General features: G+C 67.8%; 12 protein-coding genes. 5 read left to right on the top strand and 7 right to left on the bottom strand.

The annotated features are described in order from the left end of the window. Positions 1 to 17 precede the first annotated feature (17 nt). Entirely contained in the window at positions 18 to 653 is a 636-nt protein-coding gene (locus NM961_RS16150; protein WP_255915446.1) for a hypothetical protein, read from the bottom strand. After that, positions 650 to 4,648 (bottom strand): hypothetical protein, encoded by a 3,999-nt coding sequence (locus NM961_RS16145; RefSeq protein WP_255915445.1) that lies wholly within the window; start codon positions 4,646 to 4,648, stop codon positions 650 to 652. Before NM961_RS16145 ends, NM961_RS16150 begins: the two co-directional genes overlap by 4 nt. 579 nt (positions 4,649 to 5,227) lie before the next feature. Here NM961_RS16145 and lpxO point away from each other — a divergent pair. Then, positions 5,228 to 6,130, top strand: a complete 903-nt coding sequence (gene lpxO, locus NM961_RS16140) for a lipid A hydroxylase LpxO (RefSeq protein WP_255915444.1) — start codon at positions 5,228 to 5,230, stop codon at positions 6,128 to 6,130. A 10-nt stretch (positions 6,131 to 6,140) separates the two neighbouring features. Here lpxO and tadA read toward each other — a convergent pair whose 3' ends face one another. Next, positions 6,141 to 6,608, bottom strand: coding sequence for a tRNA adenosine(34) deaminase TadA (gene tadA / locus NM961_RS16135; RefSeq protein WP_255915443.1), 468 nt, complete (start codon positions 6,606 to 6,608; stop codon positions 6,141 to 6,143). A gap of 475 nt (positions 6,609 to 7,083) precedes the next feature. On the opposite strand from tadA, the gene NM961_RS16130 reads away from it, so the two are divergent. Then, positions 7,084 to 8,829: a glycosyl hydrolase family 18 protein gene (locus tag NM961_RS16130; protein WP_255915442.1), complete on the top strand. Its 1,746-nt coding sequence runs from the start codon at positions 7,084 to 7,086 to the stop codon at positions 8,827 to 8,829. A 107-nt stretch (positions 8,830 to 8,936) separates the two neighbouring features. Beyond that, positions 8,937 to 11,063 carry a glycosyl hydrolase family 18 protein gene (locus NM961_RS16125; protein ID WP_255915441.1) on the top strand — a complete coding sequence of 709 codons (2,127 nt, stop codon included), beginning with the start codon at positions 8,937 to 8,939 and terminating at the stop codon, positions 11,061 to 11,063. 164 nt (positions 11,064 to 11,227) lie between these two features. On the opposite strand, the gene NM961_RS16120 is transcribed toward NM961_RS16125, so the two are convergent. Beyond that, positions 11,228 to 13,810, bottom strand: a complete 2,583-nt coding sequence (locus NM961_RS16120; RefSeq protein ID WP_255915440.1) for a GGDEF/EAL domain-containing response regulator — start codon at positions 13,808 to 13,810, stop codon at positions 11,228 to 11,230. A gap of 138 nt (positions 13,811 to 13,948) precedes the next feature. Here NM961_RS16120 and orn point away from each other — a divergent pair, with 138 nt between their 5' ends. Beyond that, complete coding sequence (orn, locus tag NM961_RS16115; RefSeq protein WP_255915439.1) at positions 13,949 to 14,512, top strand: oligoribonuclease; 564 nt, start codon at positions 13,949 to 13,951, stop codon at positions 14,510 to 14,512. A 354-nt stretch (positions 14,513 to 14,866) separates the two neighbouring features. Here the strand turns inward: orn and NM961_RS16110 are convergent, their stop codons facing one another. Continuing rightward, positions 14,867 to 15,331 (bottom strand): TerB family tellurite resistance protein, encoded by a 465-nt coding sequence (locus NM961_RS16110; protein ID WP_255915438.1) that lies wholly within the window; start codon positions 15,329 to 15,331, stop codon positions 14,867 to 14,869. Between the two features lie 637 nt (positions 15,332 to 15,968). On the opposite strand from NM961_RS16110, the gene NM961_RS16105 reads away from it, so the two are divergent. Continuing rightward, complete coding sequence (locus NM961_RS16105; protein WP_255915437.1) at positions 15,969 to 20,966, top strand: beta strand repeat-containing protein; 4,998 nt, start codon at positions 15,969 to 15,971, stop codon at positions 20,964 to 20,966. A gap of 101 nt (positions 20,967 to 21,067) precedes the next feature. Here the strand turns inward: NM961_RS16105 and NM961_RS16100 are convergent, their stop codons facing one another. Then, entirely contained in the window at positions 21,068 to 22,324 is a 1,257-nt protein-coding gene (locus tag NM961_RS16100; RefSeq protein ID WP_255915436.1) for an FG-GAP repeat domain-containing protein, read from the bottom strand. 5 nt (positions 22,325 to 22,329) lie between these two features. Then, positions 22,330 to 23,637 carry an FG-GAP repeat domain-containing protein gene (locus tag NM961_RS16095; protein WP_255915435.1) on the bottom strand — a complete coding sequence of 436 codons (1,308 nt, stop codon included), beginning with the start codon at positions 23,635 to 23,637 and terminating at the stop codon, positions 22,330 to 22,332. Between the last annotated feature and the right edge of the window lie 182 nt (positions 23,638 to 23,819).

The following is a 23,819-nucleotide window of genomic DNA, read 5'->3' as shown; positions in this document are numbered from 1 at the left end:
ATGAGGTTTCCTCGCAATCAGGCAGTGGCCGGGCGCGTGCGTGCAGGCAGCGCCGCCGGCAGCGGCGCGCCCTGCAGCAGGCGCAGGATCAGGGACAGGGATTCGCAGGAGCACAATGCGCCGTAGGCGCTGTCATGGCGGCATTCCACCAGGGGCGAGAGATCGGCCGCGCCGACGCGGCCGTCGCTGCCCGCGGCCGGCCCGCTGCGGCCCAGGCCGCCGGCGATGATGCGATCTTGTGGACAATGCAGCACGATGATGCGTTCGAAGCAGCGCAGCGCGATGGCGGCTTCGCTGAACGGGTCGGCGTTGCCGGCGAAGACATCCGCCGGCAAATCCGGCGCGAGCAGGACCAGCGAGTTCCAGTGCGGCCAGTGCGGTGCCTGGCCGCAAGCCAGTCCCGCCAGCATCCGGCCGGCGTGCCGGCGCACCGATTGCAGCAGCTTTGCTGCCGCATCGCCTACGCACAGGACACTGCCGCCTGCTTCGTTCCAGGGCAGTACGAACAGGCCGTCGCGCTGTTCCAGCACAGCGGGGCCGGGCAGCGGCGCGGCGGCGTAGGCGAGCAGGCGCCGCTGGCGTTCGCCGTCGAAGTCCTGGCCATACAGCTGCGCCGGCAGGGTGCGTGGACCGAGGTAGGCGGGCGTGGTCATCGCTTGAATACTCCAAGCAGCACTTCAAGCATCCCGCCGCTCCAGTCCAGCACGCCGGGCATCTTGACCACGGCCCAGCCGAACAGCGCCATCAGCAGCGGCGAGAACAGCGCGGTGAGGGTCTGGTACTCGAACTTGGTCTTGCCTTCGCCGTCGCAGAGCAGGCGATCCAGCGCCGGCGCGTGCTGCATACGGTGCAAAAGAAAGGCGGAAAGAAAAGCGCCGGCCAGCAGCAGGACCAGCCCGAACAGGGCGTAGCGTTCGCCGCCGGCGAGCGGATAGCTGTACGCCAGCAGCGGCAGCGCCAGCGCCATGAGCAGGCCGAAATACAGGCTGTAGCGCGCGGCTTCGGCCTGGTACGCGAAGATCAGCGCGAGCAGCGCGCGTTCGCGCAGGTTGTCGCTGAAATCGTTCTGCAGCTGGCACAGACGTTCCAGCCGGGACCGGTGCGCGGCGTCGGTCGCGCCGCCGGCGCCGGACAGCGCCTGGTCCAGCCAGTCGAAATAGCGGCTGCGCGCCAGCAACGGCGTGGCGGCGAAGCGCGGCCGCGCACGCACGCGGGTCAGCGGTGCGTCTGCCTGGAGCGGCGGCACTACGCGCAGTTCGGCTTCGCCACCGGTGATGGTCCGCAAGGTTTTTTCCAGCCAGTTCCGCGGGCCGGCGGCGATGCTGCCGACAACAAAACCCGGCAGGGCCGACCAGGACGGCAGGCCGTCGCCGTTGAAACGCTGCGCCATCGCCGCCACGCGGCGGGCGCTGATCAGGGCGCAATGCGTCCAGGCGGCGAACAGCACCAGGCCGGCCACGGCGGCCAGTGCTATGACGGGCTGGGCGAAGGTCAGCATCATTTCCGCCCAGCCCTGCAGCAGGCCGTGGCGCCAGCCGGGCTGAGTGATCAGTAGCCACAGCCAGAGCAGCATGGCGACAAAGGCTGGCAGGGCGATGCCGCCGTTGGTCAGGTCCAGCGGTGCGATGAGGTTCTGGCGCTGCGCCGCGCTGCCGGCGCCGCCCGGCAGGAGATGGCGGACCTCGCCGTCGGTCAACGCGACCGACAGGGCGTAGGCGGACCGTGTGCCCAGCACATACAGCACGGCGAAGCCCACCGCGCCGGCGACGATGGCGGCGGCCAGCCACGGATTGACGCCCGACAGTGCCAGCAGGGTCGAATTGCCTTGCAGCGGCGGAATCCTGCACAGCCCGTACAGGCAAAGGCCGAGCAAGGTGATCGTGCCGGCGATGGCGGCGCCACGGCGCCACCATTTCGCGCCGCGGCGCGGACGCAGCAACTGGTGCAGCAGGGCGAGTGCGGCAACGGCGAGCAGGGCCAGCAACGGACTCAGCCACTGCAGCACCGTGACAGGCCAGCGGCCTTCGCATGGCGGGTCCAGCGTGACCGGCATCAGTCCCTGCTGCGTGGGCATGTGCAGTACCGGTGCGGGCGCTGCCGCATCGCGGAACAGGCGCAGCCTGGCGCCGCCCTGCGCGGCCTGGCAGCTGAGCGGCAGCTGCGGATCGCACAGGCTGCGAATCGCTGCGTACAGCAGCGCCTGGTCGTCCGTGGCGAAGCTCACCAGCGCTTCCTGCGGTTGGTCCCGGCGGTTGCTGAGCCGGGCAGAGCCCAGCAGCAGGCTGCCGCGGCTGGCGTGGATGAAATTGGGATGGCTCATCAGCACGTCGGTTTCCAGATCGACCAGCAAGGCGCCGGGGATCTGCCGGCGCAGGCGGTCGAACAGGAATAGGCGGTCGCGCACATCGGTGGCGGCGACGATGATGAGCCGTGGTCGGTACGCGCGGGCCTGCTCGATCAACTGGTCCAGCACCGCCGACGCGCTGACCGTGGACAGCGGCGAACGCTGGCTTTCCGGAAATTCCGAACCGTTTTCGGCGCCGTCCTCCAGGGCCAGCGTGCTGCGCTCCTGGGACACCTTCAGACTGTCCTGCACCTGCTGCCGGTGCGCCCGGTCCTGCGCGTTCTGGCCGTAGCGGATGTCGGCAATATTGGCCGGGAAGTGGATCGTGACCGACCTTTTGCACACCTTCAGCGGCGAATCGCGCGGGCAGAGGCCGTTGCCGAAGATCGAGGCTTCGGCGAACAGCACGACCGACGGCGGTTCGGGCTGCGTATCCGCACCTTCCTGCGAATGCGGCCCTTCCGGCGGCAACAGTTTGCCCAGTTCCTCAAGCTTGCTTTTGTCGCTGACGGCCAGGCGCTGGTAGTGAATGCGGAAGCGTGTCGCCTGTGTCTCCGCGAGCAGTTTTTCCAGGTTGCCGTTGCTGGTGGCGGTAGTGGCCGGCGAGATCAGGTTCGCGTATACATTTCCGCAAGGTGGAAAATCCAGCGTGCAGCGTACCGCCTGCGCCGCGCGCTGCCGGGCGGCGCATTGCCGGGCATCATCCCGCCGCGCAGCCTCGTCCCGGGCCGCAGCCGGCGGATTGCGGGTGACGCCCGCAGCGGCGTTTTCCGTGTTTCCGCTGCCGAATTTTTCCGCGCACCTGGATTCGCGTTCGAGCACGGCCGCATCCACTTGATGCAGCGCCTCGACCAGCGAGGTGATGGAGCCGGAAAATGCCGGGCCGATGATGCTGAGGGGGCGATCCGTCGTGCACGCAGGCGTTGCCGCTCCGGCCACGCCTGGATAGACCAGCGCGAACTGGCGGGGCAGCCCGTCTGTGCAGGCGGTTTTCTCCAGCACGCGGGCGACGGCGCCGATGAAGGCCTGCTGCTGCACGCCGAAACTCGCCGTTTCCGCGACCACGAACAGCACGCGGATATCGTAGCCCGCCGAGCCGTTGCGCCAGCCGTCGTGGCGATACAGCAGCACGCCGAAGCGGCCGTCGTCGAGATAGCGCGCGGCCGCCGCCGCCGCTGCCGGCTTGCTCGCGGGATTGTCCAGATAGTCCTGCCACGGCATGGAATAGCGGTCGAGCACGTAGTCCTCGGCCAGCATGGCCTGGCTGGTCGAGGCGATGCTCATGTCGTAGCTGCGCCGGTGGCGCGGCACGCGCGGGTCCGGCACCAGCAGCAGGCCGTAGCCGATGCTGCGCGCCTGGGTGAAGATTCTTTCGTAATCGTCGTCGGGGCGGATCTGGCTCAGCGGTGCGGGCTGGGCGGGCTTTTCCGGTTTCAGCGCAGCCACGGCACTGGCGAGGCCGCTGATCGCCGCGGCGAGTGCTTCCTCTTTGTCCGGCGGGTCTTTTCCGGTTGCTGCATCCTCGCCCGCGGATGAGCCTGTGTCCGTGGACCGGCGGCGATCCGGCGCCCCGGGGCGAAGATGGTTCTCGACCGCGACGCGCGCCGCGTGCACATCCGCGGCCAGGGCCTGCAGTGATTGGCTGCCGCCATGGAGCAGTGTCTGCAGGCCGTCGCTGGCCGATGCGTCGGGCGCCGGGCCCTGCCAGATGGTCTTGAGCGTCTGGCTGAATTCGTTGCGCATGCCTTCCATGCGCCGGCTGGTCTGGTCTATGCGCGCGGCGAGTTCCTGGTCGCGGTAGTCGCGCGGATCGCTGCTCAGCGCGCGCGACTTGAGCCAGGCCCAGCAGCCGCTGAGGCTGCGGCAGCGTTCGCCGTAGAGGCGGAAAAGAAATCCGCTCCATTGCAGCCGCTGCGGCGCATCTGGAAGACGGGCTCCGGCCTCTGCCCCGGGCGCGGGCGACCACAACTTCGCGGCTTCCAGTGCCACGGCGGAAAGCCGCCGCGGCGAGGCGCCGCACTGGGGCAGGCCAGGCCCGGCGCCGCTGAACAGGCAGGCCTGGCCGCCCTTGCACAGGCCGAGCAGGCGCGCGGAACGGGCGCAGCGCTGCAAGGCATCCGCCGACTTGCCGGCGTCCTCCTCGTTGCCCGGCGCTTCGAGCGCGACCAGGGCGCCGGCGGCGCCGAGGCAGTCGGCGCGCACCTGTTCGATATTCGTGCGTATGGCCGGGTTGTCCGGACAGTCCTGCGCCGTCGCCGGCGCCGCCAGCAACGCCGCCAGCACCCAGATCAGCTGGCGCGCCATTCGTGCGGCAATGTCTGTGCCTGGCGTGTCCACTGCGGCTTCCCCGTGCGAGCTACCATGAAGCTAGTGCGCGCTGGGCTGCATTTCTCTCAGGCAAAGTGGAATTAATTTCCAATTTCCTTGTTGCACTGCTGATGCTGCGCCGCCGTGCGGGGGGATGTCGTGGTCCGCGGGTACGGATGGATGGTGCAGGTTTCTCGCGGGCGGCGGCTTGTCGTGAAGGGAGGACGAAGCACAAGGATGAGGTCGCCGGCGGCAGCGCGGCGGTGCGCGCTCGCGCCGGTGCGAGCCCGTCACCAGGCTTTGCGCGGCTATGGCCGGCATACCCGCCGCCAGACGGAGCCGCTGCCGGAAAAATCAGCAGCGGCTGTGCTTTCCACTGCCGCGGCCGCCGCAGCAGGACGAAGTTCGCAAGCCGGCCCGCGGCGGCCTGCTAGAATGCCCGCAGTTTGGCCACGGCACTGCCGCGCGTCCGTGATCGGGACCGGCGGCGCCACCTTCTGGCCGCAACGGCGTCACGCCCCGCCGGCTAGCTCCCCGCCAGTCCAGGGTGACCGATTCGATCTGGAAATTGCGACCGTGAAATGGGTCTTCGTTCTGCTGTTCCTTGCCTGCGCGGCTTACGTGCATTTCCGTGGCCGCGTGCGGCATCGGCTCGGTCGCCAGCTGCTGGACCATTCGACTTTCATGGCGCCGGTCAACGTGCTGATGTACCTGTGCTCGCGCGTGCCGACGCGCCCGTTCATCGTTCCCGAGCAGCATTTCCCCGAGCTGGAACCGCTGCGCGCGCATTGGCGCGAGATCCGCGACGAGGCCCTGCGCCTGCGCGAGCTGCAGCAGATCAAGGCGGCCGAAGGCTATAACGATGTCGGCTTCAATTCGTTCTTCCGCCGCGGCTGGAAGCGCTTCTACCTCAAGTGGTACGACGAAGCGCATCCCTCGGCGGCCGAACTGTGCCCGCTGACCACGCGCCTGCTGCGCGAGGTGCCCAGCGTCAAGGCGGCCATGTTCGCCGAACTGCCCCACGGCGGCGAGCTGCGGCCGCACCGCGATCCCTACGCCGGCTCGCTGCGCCTGCACCTGGGCCTGGCCACGCCCAACGACGACGCCTGCTTCATCGAGGTCGACGGTGGCCGCTACAGCTGGCGCGACGGCGAATGGACCATGTTCGACGAGACCTATATCCATGCCGCGCGCAATGATTCGGGCAGGAACCGCATCATCCTGTTCTGCGACGTGGAACGGCCGCTGCGCTGGGGCTGGGCGCGGGCCTTCAACCGCTTCGTCGCGCGCAACCTGATCGTCGCGGGCGCCTCGCCCAACCAGGAAGGCGACAGGACCGGCGCAATCAACCACCTGTTCAAGTATTTCTACGCGCTGCGCCTGAAATCCAAGGCGCTCAAGGAGCGCAGCGAAAGCGCCTACTACGCCATCAAGTACGGCGTGGTCGCCGGCGTCGTCGCCCTGATCGTGTGGTGGTGAGACGCGGCGCTCAGCGCCGCTTGCGGAAGAAAGCGCGCAGCAGGCCGGCCGCCTCCGCCGCAGCCACGCCGCCCTCTACCGCGATGCGGTGGTTATGGCGTTCGGAAATCAGCGTGTCGAACACGCTGCCGGCGGCGCCGGTCTTGGGATCGGTCGCGGCATAGACGACGCGCGCGACGCGCGCATGGATCAGTGCCATGGAACACATGGCGCAGGGCTCCAGCGTCACGTACAGGGTGGAACCCGGAAACCGGTAGTTGCCCAGGCGCTGGCCGGCCGCGCGCAGGGCAAGGATCTCGGCGTGGGCGCTGGGATCGTTCAGGCCGATATTGCGGTTGAAACCTTCCCCGACGATTTCACCGTCCAGCACCAGCACCGCGCCTACCGGCACCTCGCCATGCTGTTCCTCGGCCAGGCGCGCCAGCGCCAGGGCCTGGTGCATGAAATGCAGATCGGTTCCGGTCGGGCTTTCGCTCATGGCGGCAGGGCGGGGCGAGGGGGCGCAATAGTAGCTGGAGCGGGGACGCGGCGCAGTGTCTTGTCGTTGCGGACAGAGCGCCGGGCTGCCGGTGGCGGCTCTCGAATCGCCAATCTCGAATCGCGAACTCCGCGGGGTTGGCGCGATTTCGCGGGATCGGGGATTCGAGATTCGGGATACGTTCCTGAAAACGTTGTCATCTGCGAAGCGGCGGGTTCGCGTCCGGAGAGATTCCGGATGGTTCCGAGTATCAACTGATACGGTTCGCGGGTCTTCCAGCCGAGAGGCCGCCTGGCCGCACCGCCGCCCCGGCGGCCCGCCCATACGCCAGCGTCGCCGCGGCCCGTGACAGGCCGCACGGTTTTGTCCGCTCCGCGAAAGATAATTTGACAACGTTGTCATGTCCGTCCATGGTGCGCCCCGCGGCTTCGCCGCGTTCGCGCAAGATGTAATTTTTCCATTGGGGAGAAAGTCCATGTCTGTGCCGTCGCGCAGCGCCTTGCTGTTGTCTTTTTTCGCCTGCTGCGGCGCGTGGCAATGTGCCGCCGCCCAGGCGCCGGCCGCGCCGGTGATCGCCTGGACGCCGGAAAGCCTGCCGCTCAGCGGCGGCACGGCCGAACTGGATCTGAGCTGGGACCTGTGGTGGGGCACCAACGGCGACCACTGGAAACTGCGCCAGAACGGCGCTGTCGTGCACGAGGCCGCGCTGACGCCGAACGGCCAGAACGCCCAGCACGGTTCGCGCCGGCTGAGCTTCAGCCAGGCCGGCACGCAGACCTTCATCGTCGATCTTTGCCTGGGCAGCGGCGCGGCCGAGCAGTGCACGGCCAGTGCGCCGCGCACGCTGACCCTGGGCAGCGGCGGCGGCGGTGACGGCGGCAGCGACGGCCTGGCCTGGCCGGCGCCGTTGCTGGAGCACAACCGCCCCTACAGCAACAGCACGAATTCGGTAGTCGGCGCGTATTTCGTCGAATGGGGCGTGTACGGCCGCGCCTTCCCGGTGCGCAAGATGCCCACCGCCAACCTCAGCCACATCCTCTACGCCTTTATTGCGATCTGCGGGCCCAACGATACGCTGGCTGCGGAGAACCCGCAGGGTTACCAGGCGCTGCTGCGCGAATGTGCCGATCAGGCCGACTACACCGTCACCATCCACGACCGCAACGCCGCGCTGGACATGAACTATCCCGGCGACGCCTGGGACACGCCGGTGCGCGGCAATTTCGGCCAGCTCAAGCGCGCCAAGGCGGCCCAGCCCGGCCTGAAGATATTGCCCTCGATCGGCGGCTGGACCCTGTCAGACCCGTTCTATCATCTGGCCGCCGACCCGGCCCGGCGCGCGACGTTCATCGCTTCGGCCATCCAGTTCCTGCAAACGTATACCTTTTTCGACGGCCTGGACCTGGACTGGGAATATCCGGGCGGCGGCGGTGCCAATGCCGCCCTGGGCAGCGCCGCCGACCGCGCCAACTACAGCGCGCTGCTGACCGAGTTGCGCGCGGCGCTGGATATGCTGGGCCAACAGAACAACCGCCACTACCTGCTGACTGCCGCCGTGGGTGCGGCGCCGGAGAAGATCAACGCGGTCGACTACCGCGTCGCCGGGCAGAAGCTGGATCTGGTCTTCGCCATGAGCTACGACTACTACGGCGGCTTCAGCAGCACCCTGGGCCATCATGCCGGCCTGCACCAGGCGGCTTCCGGTGGCGCCGCCGGCTGGCATGCCTCGGCCACGACCAGCAATCTCATCAGCGCAGGCGTGCCCGCGTCCAAGGTCGTAATGGGCGTGGCCATGTACGGGCGCGGCTGGCAGGCCGTGAGCGGCGTGCAGGGCGGCAATCCGTTCAGCGGCAGCGGCGGCGGCCCGGCCAGCCCCGGCACCTGGGAAAACGGCGTGTTCGACTACCGCCATATCGAAAGCGCCTTCGTCGGCGGCGAGAACGGCAGCGGCGCCGGCGGCTACAGCGCCGGCTATGACGCTACGGCCGAGGCGGCCTGGGTATGGAATCCGTCCGCGGCCAAGCTGATCACCTTCGAGAATCCGCGCTCGGCCAGGGCCAAGGCGCAGTACGTGCGCGCCAACGGCCTGGGCGGCGTCTTCGGCTGGGAAATCGACGCCGACAACGGCCGCATCCTCAATGCGATGCATGAAGGCCTGGGCCACGGCTCGGGACCGCCGGCCGATGCGATCTTCGCCAATGGCTTCCAGACCATGCCTTGAGCGCGGGTCGGGTTCTTTCTGTGAACTGAACTGAATCTTTTCAACACAGGACCGCGGCGCTCCGGCGCCGCGCACTGCCACCACGCTTCACACCTGGGGAGGATGCTATGAAACGTGCGATCCGGTTCGGCCTGGCGGCGCTGCTCGCCGCCGTGCTGCCATGGGGCGCGGCGCAGGCGCAGGAGCGCTGCCGTCCCGACGGCATGCTCAAGAGCGCCGGCGCTTCCACGCCGTACTGCCTGGCCTACGACAACGACGGCCGCGAACTCATGGGCGGGCGCAAGCGCCGCGTCATCGGCTATTTCACCAGCTGGCGCACCGGTGCGAACGAGCAGCCGCGTTTCCTGGCCAGCGACATCCCCTGGGGCAAGATCACCCACATCAACTACGCCTTTGCCCATATCGACGCCAACAACCAGCTGTCCGTAGGCAACGAGAGCGATCCGCAGAACCCCGCCACCGGCCTGCAATGGCCCGGCGTGGCCGGCGCCGAGATGGATCCGGAGTTCAGCTACAAGGGGCATTTCAACCTGCTGAACAAGTTCAAGAAGCAGAATCCGCATGCCAAGACCCTGATCTCGGTCGGCGGCTGGGCCGAGACCGGCGGCTATTTCGACGCCACGGGCAACCGCGTGCCCAGCGGCGGCTTCTACACGCTGACGGTGACGGCGAACAACCAGGTCAACCAGGCCGCGATCGACACCTTCGCCGACTCCGCCGTGGCCTTTGTGCGCCGCTTCGGCTTCAACGGTGTGGATGTCGACTACGAATACGCCACCTCGATGAACGATGCCGGCCATCCGCTGGACTGGTCCGTGTCCAACCCGCGCCGGGCGGCACTGATGCGCGGCTATGTCGCGCTGATGAAGACCCTGCGCGAGAAACTGGATGCGGCTTCCGCCCAGGACAACAAGTACTACCTGCTCACCGTCGCGGCGCCGGCCTCGGGCTATCTGCTGCGCGGCATGGAGACGTATCAGGTCACCCAGTATCTGGATTACGTCAACATCATGTCCTACGACCTGCACGGTGCCTGGAACCAGTTCGTAGGCCCGAACGCCGCGCTGTACGACGACGGCCGCGACGCCGAGCTGGCCAGCTGGAATGTGTATACGACTTCGCAATACGCCAATATCGGCTATCTCAACACCGACTGGGCCTATCACTATTTCCGCGGCGCGCTGCCGGCCGGGCGCATCAACATCGGCGTGCCGTATTACACGCGCGGCTGGCGCAATGTGAACGGCGGCAGCAACGGCCTCTGGGGCACGGCGCCGCAGAGCGGCGGCTGTTCCATAGGCCTGACCAGCTGCGGCCAGGGCGCCCTGGGCATAGACAATATCTGGCACGACCTGGAACTGGACGCCGAAGTGCCGGCCGGCTCCAACCCCATGTGGCATGCCAAGAATCTGGAGAACGGCATATTGCCGACGTATCTCGCTGCCTACGGCCTGGATCCGGTCAACGATCCCGCCGACCAGCTCAGCGGCAGCTATGTGCGCCACTACGATGCGACCCTGGCCGCGCCCTGGCTGTGGAATGCGCAGAAGAAAGTCTTCATCTCCACCGAAGACGAAGTCTCCACCGCGGCCAAGGCCGACTACATCGCCGGCAAGGGCATAGGCGGCGTGATGATCTGGGAGCTGGCCGGCGACTACCGCTGGCATCCGGACCGCCGCGGCGGGCAGGGCGAATGGTATATCGGCACCACGCTGACGGATATTTACCACCAGCGTTTCCAGAGCGCCGCGCCCTACGGCAACCGCCGCTACAGCAGCGCCGCGGTCGCCGGCACGCTGGATGTCAGCGTCAGCATCGGCGAGTTCTACCTGGGCGACAACAACTATCCGATTACGCCCAAGCTCAAGCTGACTAACAATTCCACCACGACGATTCCGGCCGGTGCGCTGTTTGAATTCGATCTCGCCACCTCGGCGCCGGCGAACTGGACCAACTGGTCCGGTGCGACGCTCAGCGTGGTTTCCAGCGGCCACAGCGGCAACAACATCGGCGGCCTGGACGGCGATTTCCACCGTGCGCGGCTGTCGTCGAGCTGGAATGCGCTGCCGCCGGGCGGAAGCCTGGAAGTGGAATTCGTCTATTACCTGCCGATGGTGGCGCCGGGGAATTTCACGGTGAGTTTCGGCGGCAGCACGTATGCGCTGCGCGATTCGACGCTGGCTGCGCCGGAACCGGCGGCGGATTCGATCTTTGTGAACGGTTTCCAGCCCTGAGCCGGGCCTGCGCAGGCGGCCGGCGCGCGACCATGCGCCGGGCCGCCTGCGCCGCACCGCGGTATCGCGAGCCGCTGTCGCGGCGCTCGTATCGGCCGGTGCGCCGGTCAAGAGACGGCGGCTGAATTCCTGCGCGATTTTTCTACGTCGTCCGGCGCTGCGTCTCAACCCGCCGCTGCCGCATCGCTGCCGCCGACGATCTCCAGCTGCCCGCCGGCCGCGCGCAGTCCGGCCTTGGGCCGTCCCACGTAGAAGCCCTGGGCGTAGTCCACGCCGCAGTTGCGCAGGGCGCGCAGGATCTCGGGGCGGTCCACGTATTCGGCCACGGTGATCTTGCCGATGGAGTGGGCGATGCTGGTGATCGCGGTGATGACAGCCAGGTCGACCGGATCGGTGAGCAGGCCCTGGGTGAACGAGCCGTCGATCTTGAGCATGTCCACATCCAGGTGTTTCAGGTGGGTGAATGAGGAGAAGCCCACGCCGAAATCGTCCAGCGCGAAGCGGCAGCCGAAGCTGCGCAGCTCGGTGATCAGGTTGCGTGCGGCGTCGAGATTGTTCAGCGCGCCGGTCTCGGTGATCTCGAAGGCGACCGCGCGCGGATCGACGTTGTATTCGACCAGGCGGTCGGTGATGAAGCGGGCCAGGTCGGGCTGGCCTATGGACTGGGCGGAAAGATTGATGGAGATACCGACCGGCGGATCCTGCAGCGCGCTTTCGCGCAGAGCCTTGAGCGCGTTGCGGATCACCCAGCGGTCGATCTCGCCGACCAGGCTGAAGCGCTCGGCCGCGGGCAGGAAGGCCGAGGGCGCGACAAGGCTGCCGTCCGGATTGCGCAGGCGGATCAGCGCCTCGTAGAAGGCGCGCTGCTGCAGGTTGCGGCGCAGGTGGCGCGTCCACAGCGCGCCGTGCTGATCGGGCAGGGTTTCAAAATCGATCTGGCGCAGCGGCAGTATGGGCTGGAAGCACAGCACGAACTGGTCCAGCTGCAAAGCTTCCTCCAGCCGCGCGCTCCAGCCCAGTTCCAGGTCCATCAGGGCGCGCTGGTCGGTGTCCTCGGCGAAGACATGGACCTGGTTGCGGCCGTGGCCCTTGGCCAGGTGCAGGGCGATGTCGGCATTGCCCATGGCCTCGGTGCGCGAGGGCGTGTACTGGTCCAGTACGGCCACGCCTATGCTGACGCCGACGCGATAGCTCTTGCCGCCGTAGACGAAGGGCGAGCCGACGATGGCGCGGCGGAAATCGTCGGCGATGGCGTTGACCCGTTCCGGGCTGATGTTGCGCAAAATCACCGCGTATTCGTCGCCGCCCATGCGCGCCAGGTGATCCGAGCCGCGCAGGCGCGAGGACAGGCGCCGGCTCATGTCCACCAGCAGCTGGTCGCCGGCAGTGTGGCCGGCGGTGTCGTTGATGTATTTGAAGCGGTCCAGGTCCAGGAACAGCAGCATGGAGACCTGGTCGGTACGCTTGAGGCGCACGATTTCCTGTTCCAATTGGGTCTCGAACCAGGCGCGGTTCTTCAGCTTGGTCAGCGCGTCGTGGCTGGCCTGCCAGCGCAGTTCCTCTTCCAGCATGCGGCGCGAGGAAATATCGCGGAAGGCGACCACCGAGCCTTCGCGGCGGCCGTCGAGATTCAGCGGATAGACCGTGCATTCCACCGGCATGGGCCGGTTGCCGCGGGTCCAGAACACCGATTGCCAGCCCGGTACCTGGCTGCCCTGGGCGTAGGCCTGGGACAGAAAGCAACTGGCCGGCGTGGTCGGTGTGCCGTCCTCGAAGGCATAGTGGAAAAGTTCATGCGCACCGCGGCCGATCAGTTCCTCGGTGTGGTCGTAGCCGAGCATGTCCAGCGCCGCCGGGTTGACGAACTGCACCACGCCGCGCGCATCGACGCCGTAGACGCCGTCGCCGACCGAGGACAGGATGCTCTGCAGCCGCCGCCGTTCCGCATCGACCGACTGGCGATCCTGTACCGCGCGGGCGAGCGAGCCCAGACGCGCGAGGAACAGTTCGCGCGCCTCGCTCTTGAACAGGCATTCCAGCGCGCCGGCGGCGAGGGATTCATTGATGACGCGGTCGGAATAGGTGCCGGTGATGACAGCGGTGAGCACGCCGGCAGTGCGCGGATCGTCCTTGAGACGGCGCACCAGCACCGGGCCGGGATCGCCGGGCATGAAGTAGTCGATGATGGCGATGTCGAAATTGCCGGCCTGGGCCTTGGCCCAGCCGTCCTCGACATCGTTGGCGGTCTCCACCACATAGCCCTGCTTCATCAGCAGGCGGCGGAAGGCCATGCGCACTGTGGCCGAATCGTCGACGAACAGCACGCGCAGATGGGACTGGCCGCCGACATCCAGATCCTGCAGCTGCGTCGCCGGCGCGAGCAGCTTGCCCAGGGCGTCGGCGCATTCGCTGTAGTCGGTCCACAGCAGCAGGGCGGAGCTGGGCCGTTTCATCATCCAGTTGACCGCGCCGCTGTCGTTGCTGTCGGCCAGCAGCAGCACGGCCAGGTGCTCGAATTCCTCGTGCCGCAGCAGGGCGAACAACTGGTCGGCAAGACCGTCGGCCAGTTCCGGCCAGCCCAGCACGATGGCACGCAGGGCGCTGACGGTCTCGCCCTGGCGGCGCAGCACTTCCAGCGCCTGGGCGTAGTCGCTGGCCTCGGTGAGGTCATAGCCCCGCGGCGCCAGCAGCGAGCGCACCGCCCGCCGGCGCGTCGCCGAGGCCTCAAGCAGCAGTACCCGATCCATCCCCCGTTCCCCCAGCCCCATACCCGTACCCCCCGGGTTTGTCCAGGGTAGACCGTCCCCGGCATGCCTGCAAATTGGCCGGCCCGGCCGCTGCGGCTATGATCGGCGGTTTCCACGCAAGACCCGGGAGCCCGCCACATGGCCCAGCAGCACGAGGACAACCTGATCTGGATTGATCTGGAGATGACCGGGCTGGACCCGGACAGCGATTCCATCCTCGAAATCGCCACCCTGGTCACCGACAAGGAACTCAATGTGCTGGCCGAAGGCCCCGAGTTCGCCATCCGCCACCCGGTCGAGCGCCTGGAAGCCATGGACGACTGGAACCGCAACCAGCACCGCAAATCCGGACTGTGGCAGCGCGTGGTCGAGTCCGGCACCGAACTCGCCGCCGCCGAAGCCCTGACGGTTGAGTTCCTGCACCAGTGGGTGCCTGCCGGCAAATCCCCCATGTGCGGCAACTCCATCTGCCAGGACCGCCGCTTCCTGCACCGCCTGGCGCCGCGTCTGGAGCGCTTTTTCCATTATCGCAATCTGGATGTTTCCACACTCAAGGAACTGGCCCGGCGCTGGGCGCCGGACATCGCCAAGGGACACGTGAAGGAATCCGCGCACACCGCGTTGTCGGATGCGCGCGATTCGGTGGCGGAGTTGAGGTATTACCGGCAGTTCATGGGGAAGCTGGCCGGCGCCGGGGCGTAGCTGCCGTCCAGGCCGCCCGGCTGCTGCGGGCGGGCCAGGGGTAGCCGATAGGCCTCAGGCAGCGAACAGCACGACCTTGGGAGCTTCCTTGTGCCTGGCGACGACCACGCCCCAGGCCTCATGGCTGAAACAGGCGAAAATGGGGTTTCCCACCCGGAAAATCCGCAGCAGGTCGCCCGTGGTTACATCCCATAGCCGTATATCGCCGTCTTTGCATACGGTCGCGACGGTGGCGCTGTCCTGCGCCAATTCGGCGGCGATGACCGAATCGTTGTGGACAAACTCATGGAGGGGTGCCGGAGTCCTGTAGCGGAGCCGGCGCCGTCAACCACGGTATGGAGTTGCTCGTGGTTTTCAGTTCTGCCCGAGCGCAAACCCCAGCTTGCCCGTAACCCCATCCAGAAACGCCTTCTCCCGCGGCTGCAGCCGGCCGTCCGCGGCGGCGAGGCGGTACAGGGCGTCGTGCAGCTTGCGTGCTTCGCTGCCGCCGGGGGCGTAGAGCTGAAGGAAGCGGGCGAGTTCGCTGTCGACGCTGATCTCGCGCTTGCGTCCGGCGGTGAAAGCCTGCTGGGCCAGGTCGCGGGCGCGGTTGGACAGTTGCAGGTCGTCCATCAGCTGGTTGACGAATTCGGCTTCGTGCGAGGTGACGATGCTGTCGACGCCGGCGAGGTAGCCGAGCAGGCCGAAGGCGACTTCGACGGCGACCGCCTGTTCGGGTTCGAGCTTGCCGCCGCCAAGCAGCTCGCCTATCGAGGCGCCGAGGTCGCGCAGCATGCTGCCGAACCGACTGCCCTGTACCGGGTTTTCGCCGTGCGCCATGAACGTTCTCCGTCAGTTATAGGCTGCGCGCCGCCGTTCGGCATGGCCGTCGCGTGCGCCAGCGCGCATGCTGCGCCGAATGCCCGGCGCTGAAAAGAGGTCCGCCGGCCGACAGCGCGGGGGACCCTGTGCTGATGAGCTTGCTCGTCGCCGCGGCGCCGGTGCATCGGCCGATCCGCAACAGCGTTTTCCTGTATGGCATGGCTTATGCCGATGTGTTACGAATGAGCCGCCGCCCGAGTTGTGCGGCACAGGGGGGGCATCGACAGCGGCAGCGGGTTTTCCGCCGGGCGATGCCTGCGATCAGCGTTCGGGTAGCGGCTTCCGGGGGAGAATTCGCATCGTGAATGTGGCACACACCGTCTTTTCCATGCGGTGACGGCGGCGGCTTGCCGGCCGTCCGGCCGCGCCACCTGCGCCGCCGGGTGGCATGGCGTTGCCCGGCGGCCTGGGGACTTGGTTTCCAGTTCCCGTGAACAGCGCGGCCGGATGCCGCCACCGCTGCCGGCCGGGGCCGGCGCGTAACTGCAGAACTTCTTGACTCACCGTTGCGTTGGGGCTGTGGCTCCGTCCGCAGGCTGCGTGCCGCGCGGGCGGCACGGCGTGTTTCGATCTACATGAAATGTGGGGATTTCGAATGATCAACAGGCTTTCATGGCTGGCCGGGCTTGCGCTCGTGCTTCCTGCGCTGGCGTCCGCCGGCGCCACCGATGTCGAGGCGCTGGGCAAGGAGGCTCTTGCGCCGCTGCCCGTGCGTGCGGAAACGCCGCCGCAGGATGCGGACAGTTCCGGCGGCGTAGTGCCCAATCTGGCGAGCAACTATGTCTTCGCCACCACGACCACCGGCTCGCTCGCCAACATGAGCAGCGGCACCACCACGCTGCTGGTCGCCAACGTGGACGACACGGCTTCGCCGCTGACCAACATCGGTTTTGATTTCTGGTTCCAGGGCACGCGCTACACCCAGTTCTCGGTCAACGATAACGGCACTCTGCGCCTGGGGGCGGCCGCCCAGACCGGCGCGCCCTACCAATCCCTGGCCCAGGCCAACCTGCCCATCATCAGCGCGTATGCCGCCGATCAGCGCACGCATACCGGCGATGGCAAGGTGCATTTCCGCGTCGACGGCACGGCGCCCTCGCGCAAGTTGATCGTGGAATGGCTCAACAACCAGTCCAACTTCAACTCGGGCGGCACGGCCGACCTGACCTATCAGGTGCAGCTGTCGGAAACCACCGGCGCGATCGAGTTCGTCTACGGCAGCATGACCATGAGTTCCAGCGGCGCCAGCGCCGGCGACTCCAACGATCCGCAGATCGGTTTTTCCTCCAGCAGCGGCGCGGGCAATGTCGGCTCGGTCGCCGCGCCGCGCAGCGGCACGCCGGCTCCGACCTTCAACGGTGCCAGCGCCACGCCGACCAACAATCTGTACAACGCCGCCGGCGCGATTGCGGTGCTGACTTCCGCCGCGGACGGTGCGCGCCGCACCTTCAGTTTCACCCCGCCGCCGGTCGCGGCGCCGACCGCGCTGAATTTCACCGCGGTCACGCCGCTGGGCATGGACCTGAACTGGGCCGACGCGCCGAATGAATCCAGCTACGTGATCCTGCGTTCCACCGACGGTACCAACTTCACCCAGGTGGGTACGGCACCGGCGAATGCGACCAGCTTCAGCGCCGGTTCGCTGGTGCCGAACACCACATATTTCTGGCAGGTGGTGGCGCTGTTCGAGATCGGCGCCAGCGCGCCGCTGAGCGGCAGCCAGGCCACCACGGCCGGCGGCTCGGTCGCCTCGACCAGCACGGGCGGCAACTGGAGCGATCCCGCTACCTGGGTGGGCAATGCCGTGCCCGGCCAGTTCGACAATGTCACCATCGCCTCGGGCGCCATCGTCACCATCGATACCGCGGCCGTGGGCCTGAGCCTGGCCATCAACGCCAATGCCATCCTGCGCTGGGATGCGGCCACGGCGCGCACGCTGACCCTTGGCGGATCGCTCAGCAACGACGGCATCTTCGAGACCGCGGCCAGCGGCAGCACGGTGCGCACCCACGTGCTCAGCGTCGGCGGCAACCTGAGCAACAACAACGCACTGGATTTCAGCACCAACGGCGGGAGCGCCGGCGCGCAGATCACCTTCACCGGCGCCAGCAACAACACCTTCGGCGGCACCGGCGCGCTCACCGACGTGCAGGACATCGTGCTCAACAAGGGCACGTCCAGCGCCAACACGCTGGAGCTGAATCCGGCCAACTTCACCGTACAGGGCACGAACACCGACCTGAGCGGCTTCCTTGCCATCAGCAACGGCACGCTCAAGATTTCCGGCATCTTCCCGCTGACCAACCGCGTGTTCGCGGCAGCGGCATATACGATTCCCGCCACCGGCGGCATCTGGCTGAACAACCCGAATGTCACGGTGGTCGGGCAGGATGCCCAGGCGACCTGCAACGGCCGCTTCAACCTCAGCCAGGGCGTGTATAACGTCGGTGCCGCCGCCAGCGCCTCGCTGGTACTCGGTGCCGGCAGCCAGGTCGCCATCGACGGCGGCACGCTCAATGTGACCGGCCGTTTCGGCGTGGGCGCCGCGGCGTCCGCGATCAGCTACACCCAGAGCGGCGGCAGCCTCACCGTCGCCACGACAGGCAACACCTCGACCACGCTTGCCTCGTTCGATCTGGGCACCACCACGGCGTCCACCGTGAACATCAGCGGCGGCAGCATTACCGTGCAGCTGGCCGGTACCGGCGGCAGCGGACCGCGCGATTACCGCAACCAGGCCGGTACCGGTGTCGCCGGGATCACCGGCGGCACCCTGCGGCTGGGCAATGCGAACACCGCCGCGGCGCAGACGTTCACCGTCAACGGCGTGACGCCCGATCTGGTCATCGACGGCACGGGCGGCGGGCACACCGCCAACTTCGGCGCGCCGGTGACCTACAACAATCTCACCCGCAACATCACCCTGGGCAGCGGCACCACGCTGAACGTCGGCAACAACCCGTTCCTGTTCTACGGCAGCACCCTTACCAACAACGGTACGCTGGTCGCTACCGGCGCCAGCACACGCTTCATCGTGTTCCGCCCGGCGACGAACGTGGTCTATCAGGGCAGCGGCACCTCGGTTGCGCCCATGACCAGCCTGGAACTGCAGAACGATCTGAACTTCACCTTCGATCCGGCGGTGAACAATGTCGTGGCCAACCGCGTGATCATCTTCAACGGCAATTTCGTCAATGCCGGCAAGATCACCCTGGGCAACGGCGGCACCACGACCGGCATCGTGCAGATCGGCAATACCACGACGCCCAGCGCCGGCGGCAGCTTCGACGTGGCGCCGGGTTTCAACCTCGGCAGCGGCGGCCAGACCGTTTCCTATCTGCGCACCAGCAGCAGCAAGACCACGGGCGTGGAGATCAATCCGACCCGGGTGCTGGGTTCGCTCACCCACGATGACAACGATCCCACCCACACGCTGACGCTCGGCGGCGGCGACCTGACCGTCAACACCACACTGAACCTGACCAATGGCCGCGTGGTCACCGGCAGCGCCAGCCTGATCACGGGGCCTGGCGTGTCGGTCACGCGGACCACGGGATACGTCGACGGCACCCTGGTGAAAACCTTGAATGCCGCGGCTTCTCGCACGTATGAAGTTGGTTCGGCCAACGGCTACTCGCCGGCGGTCATCAATGTCACCGCGGGCACCTTCCCGGGTACCGTCAAGGTGCGCGCCGTGGGCAGCCGTGCGCCGCTGATCCTGCCGGCGGACAAGGCGATCAACCGTCACTGGCTGGTCGACGCGCCGGGCATGACCGCGAACCTCACCTTCACCTATCTGGATCCGGCGGATATCCCCGGCACACTGACCGAGGCCAGCCTGCGCGTCTACAACGGCGCGCCGTACGTCGACCTCGGCGGCACGCTCAATACCACGGCCAATACCGGCGCGGTGACGGCGCAGACCCAGTTCGGCATCTTCACCCTGGCCGAGGCGGGTGCCACCACCGCCGTGGCGGATCTGCAGATCAGCAAGAGCGATGGCCTCAGCGTCATCGACACCGGCCAGGGCACCAACTACACCATCGTCGTCACCAATGCGGGCACGGCCGATGTCAGCGGCGCCACGGTCAGCGACACGCCGGGCGTCGACCTGAGCTGCGGCAGCTGGACCTGCACGGCCGGTTCGGGCGCAAGCTGCGGCGCCAACGCCGGCGCGGGTGCGCTGAACGACCAGCCCAGCCTGCCGGCCGGAACCGCGGTCACCTATACGCAGAGCTGCGCGGTGGCTTCAGTCAGCACGCAGACCACCATCACCAACACGGCCAGCGTCGCGCTGCCGGCCGGACTCACCGATGCCAATCCGGCCGACAATTCGGTTACCGACACCAATACGCTGATGCGTCTGGCCGATGTTTCCATCAGCAAGACCGACGGTGTTTCCAGCGTACTGCCCGGCGGCAGCGTCACCTACACGCTGGTAGTGGGCAATGCCGGACCGAACGCGGCACTGCCTGCGGTGTCCGACACCTTCCCGGCCGCGCTGCAGAACTGCAGCTGGATCTGTGCCGCCGTCAACGGCAGCTGCAGCGCCAGCGGCAGCGGCAACATCGCCGAAACGGGTGCCCTGGCGGCGGGCGGCACGCTGACGTTCACCGCGGTCTGCACCGTTGCGGCCAATGCCAGCGGCAGCATCACCAACCAGGCCTCGGTGCAGCTGTCCGATCCGGAGCGCGATCCCAACGCCGCCAACAACAGCGCATCGGACACCGACACCGTGCTGCAGCCGGCCGATGTCGCCGTCAGCATCAGCGACAACCGCGAGTTCGTGCAGGTGGGCGAATCGCTCAACTACACCATCGTGGTCTCCAACCCGGGCGGCGCGCAGACGGCGACGGCGAGTGCGGCAGTCAGCGACGTGCTGCCCGGCGAGCTGTCCGGCGGTTCCTGGACCTGTACCCCGGCCGGCGGCGCCAGCTGCGCCGGCGGCAGCGGCAATACGCTGAGCGATACCGCGACCCTGCCGGCCGGCAGCCAGGCCACCTATGTGTATTCGGCCACGGTGCAGCCGGGCAGCCTGGACGAAGTCATCACCAACACCGTGACAGTGACCTCGGCGAACGACCCCAACCTGGCCAACAACAGCGCCACCGATACGCCGCAGGACCGTATCGTCCTGTTCAAGAACGGCTTCGAAGGCACGCCGGTAACGATAGTGCCGCAGGGCGCCGGCCATGCCGACGGCTTCGCCTCCGGCAAGCTGCGTCTGGAGCCGGCGCTACTGGCCGGACTCGATGCCACGCCGGTCACCATCGCCACCGGCTACATTGATCGTGGCGTGCAACTGTTCGCGCTGGAGCTGGCGCGTCTGCACGGCCAGGTGATGCTGCGCAGCGTGCTGCGCGATGGCGACGGCCTGGCCGAGCGCGGCGCCTGGTTCGCGGTTGATCCGCAGCGCCAGCCGATCGCCTTCGCCTGGCAGGCCGCCAGCGCCGACGCGGCCGACGGCTATCTGCATCTGGCCGGCGGTGCGGCGCCGCAGATCACTGCGGCGCGCGCCGAGCGGGCAGGTCTGGCGACGGTGCAGATCGCCACGCGGCAGAACCTGCCGTGGGCCAGTCTGATCGGCGACTGAGCGCCGCGGTGCGTTGAAAACCTGGAGCCCGGGCTGGTCCCGGGCTCTTTTTTTGTAGATCGCGGCCGTGCGGAAGCCGGTGCGGCGGCGCCGTGCCGTACTCAGTCGTGGCGCAATATCACGAACGCGCCGCCGGAGCAGTCCATCACCGCGATATCGGGCTTGCCGTCGTTGTTGAAATCGGCCACCGCCATTGCGCCGGCATCGAAGCCGCCGTCGAAATAGCGTGGCGGATCGAAGGTGAAGTTGTTGCGCCCGGCGTAGAAGGCGAGGGTGTGTGCGCCGGCGGATTCAAAGCCGACGACGACATCGGCGTAGGTGTCGCCGTTGAAATCAGTGACGACCAGCGCGCCCGCCGGATGCGGCAGCGCGATCTCGTTGATTTCCGGCGTCAGCGTATAGGGCAGGCTGGGGTGGGGCGCATTGCGGTACAGATGCACGCGGTAGTAGCCGCCCACGGCATTGGCGGTGGGAAAGGTGCTGATCGCGGCGAGGTCGCGCCTGCCGTCGCCGTTGAAATCGCCGCCGGCGCTGGCGATGACGTCGACCTGCGCATGCAGTCCGCCCGGATACAGCGGCAGGCTGGCGGCGGCAAAACCGCTGCTGCTCTCGTTGAACAGCAGGCTGATGGTGTCGTTGCTGCCGACCAGCAGTTCCGGACGGCCGTCGCCGTTGAAATCCTCGCGCCGGGCGCGCAGCGGGAACTGCGGCGCCGGCAGCCGCGGCCGCACCGGGTCGGCGGCGACGCTGCCGTCGCTGGTGCCGCGCAGCAGGGCAATCGACTCGCGATGCCGGATGATGTTGCCGCCGGAGCCGTGCGTGCGTGCGTCGTTGAGCGGGTCGGCGTCGACGACGGCCAGATCGACGTAGCCGTCGCGGTTGAAATCCGCTGCGGCGATATCGGTGATCAGCGCATTCGGTCCCACCGAACCCACGGCCACCTGCGGACCGCCGGTGAAGCCGCCGCTGCCGTTGCCATAGTTGATGAGCACCCTGTCGGCGAGGCCGATGGCGAGATCGCCCTTGCTGTCGTTGTTGAAGTCGGCCGCGGCGATGCCGCTGGAGGAGGAATCTTCCTGACGGTATACGGCCAGCGGAAACGAGCCGTCCGGGGCGACGATCAGGGTGAACCAGACGCCGGGCGTGGCCGCGGCGAGATCCGCGACGCCGTCGGCGTTGAGGTCGCCGGCGACCAGCAAATGCGTATCGGCCGCGGCCCAGGGAAAGTTGCGCGTGTAGCCGGTCAGCTCAATGCGCGCGGCCACGCTGTAGGGCGCGGCGGTCTGGGCCCAGGCCGGGGTTGCGGCGGCCAGCGCCAGCAGGGCTGCGCCGGTGCCCGGGATTCGGTGCGATTTCATGCGAATTACTCCACAAAGGTATTCTGCGCGGCGGCGGCAGCGCCAGCGGCGGACTGGAAGCCATCGGCAAACAGGCGGTCGGCGGCGGGGTCATAGCGCAGCACGCGCAGGCCGCGCTGGGTGACCACCGCAATATCGAGTCTGCCGTCGCCGTCGTAGTCGCCGCGGGCCAGGCCTCGGCTGGTCACGCCCTGGGCGGATTCTTCCGGCAGGGACAGATAGACGGGCGCGTCAAAGGTGAAATCGCCGCGGCCGTAGAGCAGGCCGCCGATGCCGTTGATACAGCTGACCAGCACGTCCGTTTTGGTATCGCCGTTGTAGTCGCCCAGGCGCACCGAGGTGTTGCTGGCGAAGCAACCTTCGATCATCTGTGCCTCGCCGCTCCATTGCAGCGCCGTGGCGGTGCCGTTGTTGCGCAGGGTGCGCAGCAGGTACAGGCGCGTATTCGGCGCGTTCGCCGGGGTATACGAAAACACGGCGGCGGCGTCGAGCCTGTTGTCATCGTTGATGTGGCCACTGCCCAGGCCTTCGACACGGGCTTCTTCCACGCCGGTATACGTGCGCAGGCTGGCGAGCAGGCGCGGCGTCGCGGTCGAGCTGTCGTAATGGCTGAGACTCACATCGCCGGTGCGGTTGCCGGTGAGCAGGTCGGCGCGGCCGTCGCCGGTGAAATCGCCGGCCGCGGCCCAGATCGCGCCGCCGGCCGTGGGCAGGCGGCTGGCCGCCGCGGCGAACTGGCCGCCGGCCTGGCCCCAGACCAGCAGCGCGCTGGTGCCGGCGGGCGTGGTGTCGCGGCCGCGGTCCAGTGCCACCAGATCGACCTTTCCGTCGCCGTTGAAATCGCCGCTGACCAGCGCGGACAGGCGCGCGCTCTCTCCGCTGGACTGGGTAGGAATGGCCTGCACATGGCGGAAGTTCGCCCCGCCGAGATTGCGCAGCACGCGCACCTGCCGGCTGTCGCCGGTATAGGCCAGATCGACCCGGCCGTCGCCGTCGAAATCGCCGCCGGCGAAAGCCAGCGCCTCGATTTCCTGCGGCGCCCAGAACGGCAGTGTCTTGCGCACGAAACGGCCGTTGCCCTGCGACAGGTAGAGCCGCGCCGGCCCGCTGGCCAGCGGCACGATCAGATCGCTGCGTCCGTCGCCGTTGAGATCCAGTCCGCCGGCGATGGGCGCGGAGAAGTTGTAGGGGAACAAGCTCCAGCGGTCGCCGTAGCTCACGCTGTAAGGTTGGGCGGCCGCGCCGGCGGCCACCGCCAGCAGGGCGGCAAGCGCGGCGAGGCGCACGGGGAGGGAACCCGCGTTAATGATCATCGTTTCACGGAAGCGGCGCTGACAGGCTGCAGCGCGGCGCACTGTGGCCGCTGCCGGCGGCAAAATCCTGAGCGAATCCGTACGGAAAAATCCGCTTTTGAATTCAACGGGCTAGCCCGGAGCCGCAGACCGGCCGCGGCGGCAGGCGGCGCTGCGGCCGGTGTGCCGCGGCCTGCTCCACC

It is taken from the genome of Tahibacter harae (assembly GCF_024437735.1).
Lineage (GTDB): Bacteria > Pseudomonadota > Gammaproteobacteria > Xanthomonadales > Rhodanobacteraceae > Tahibacter > Tahibacter harae.
The sequence above is the reverse complement of the archived record's forward strand: the minus strand, read 5'-3'. Positions and strand labels throughout refer to the sequence as shown.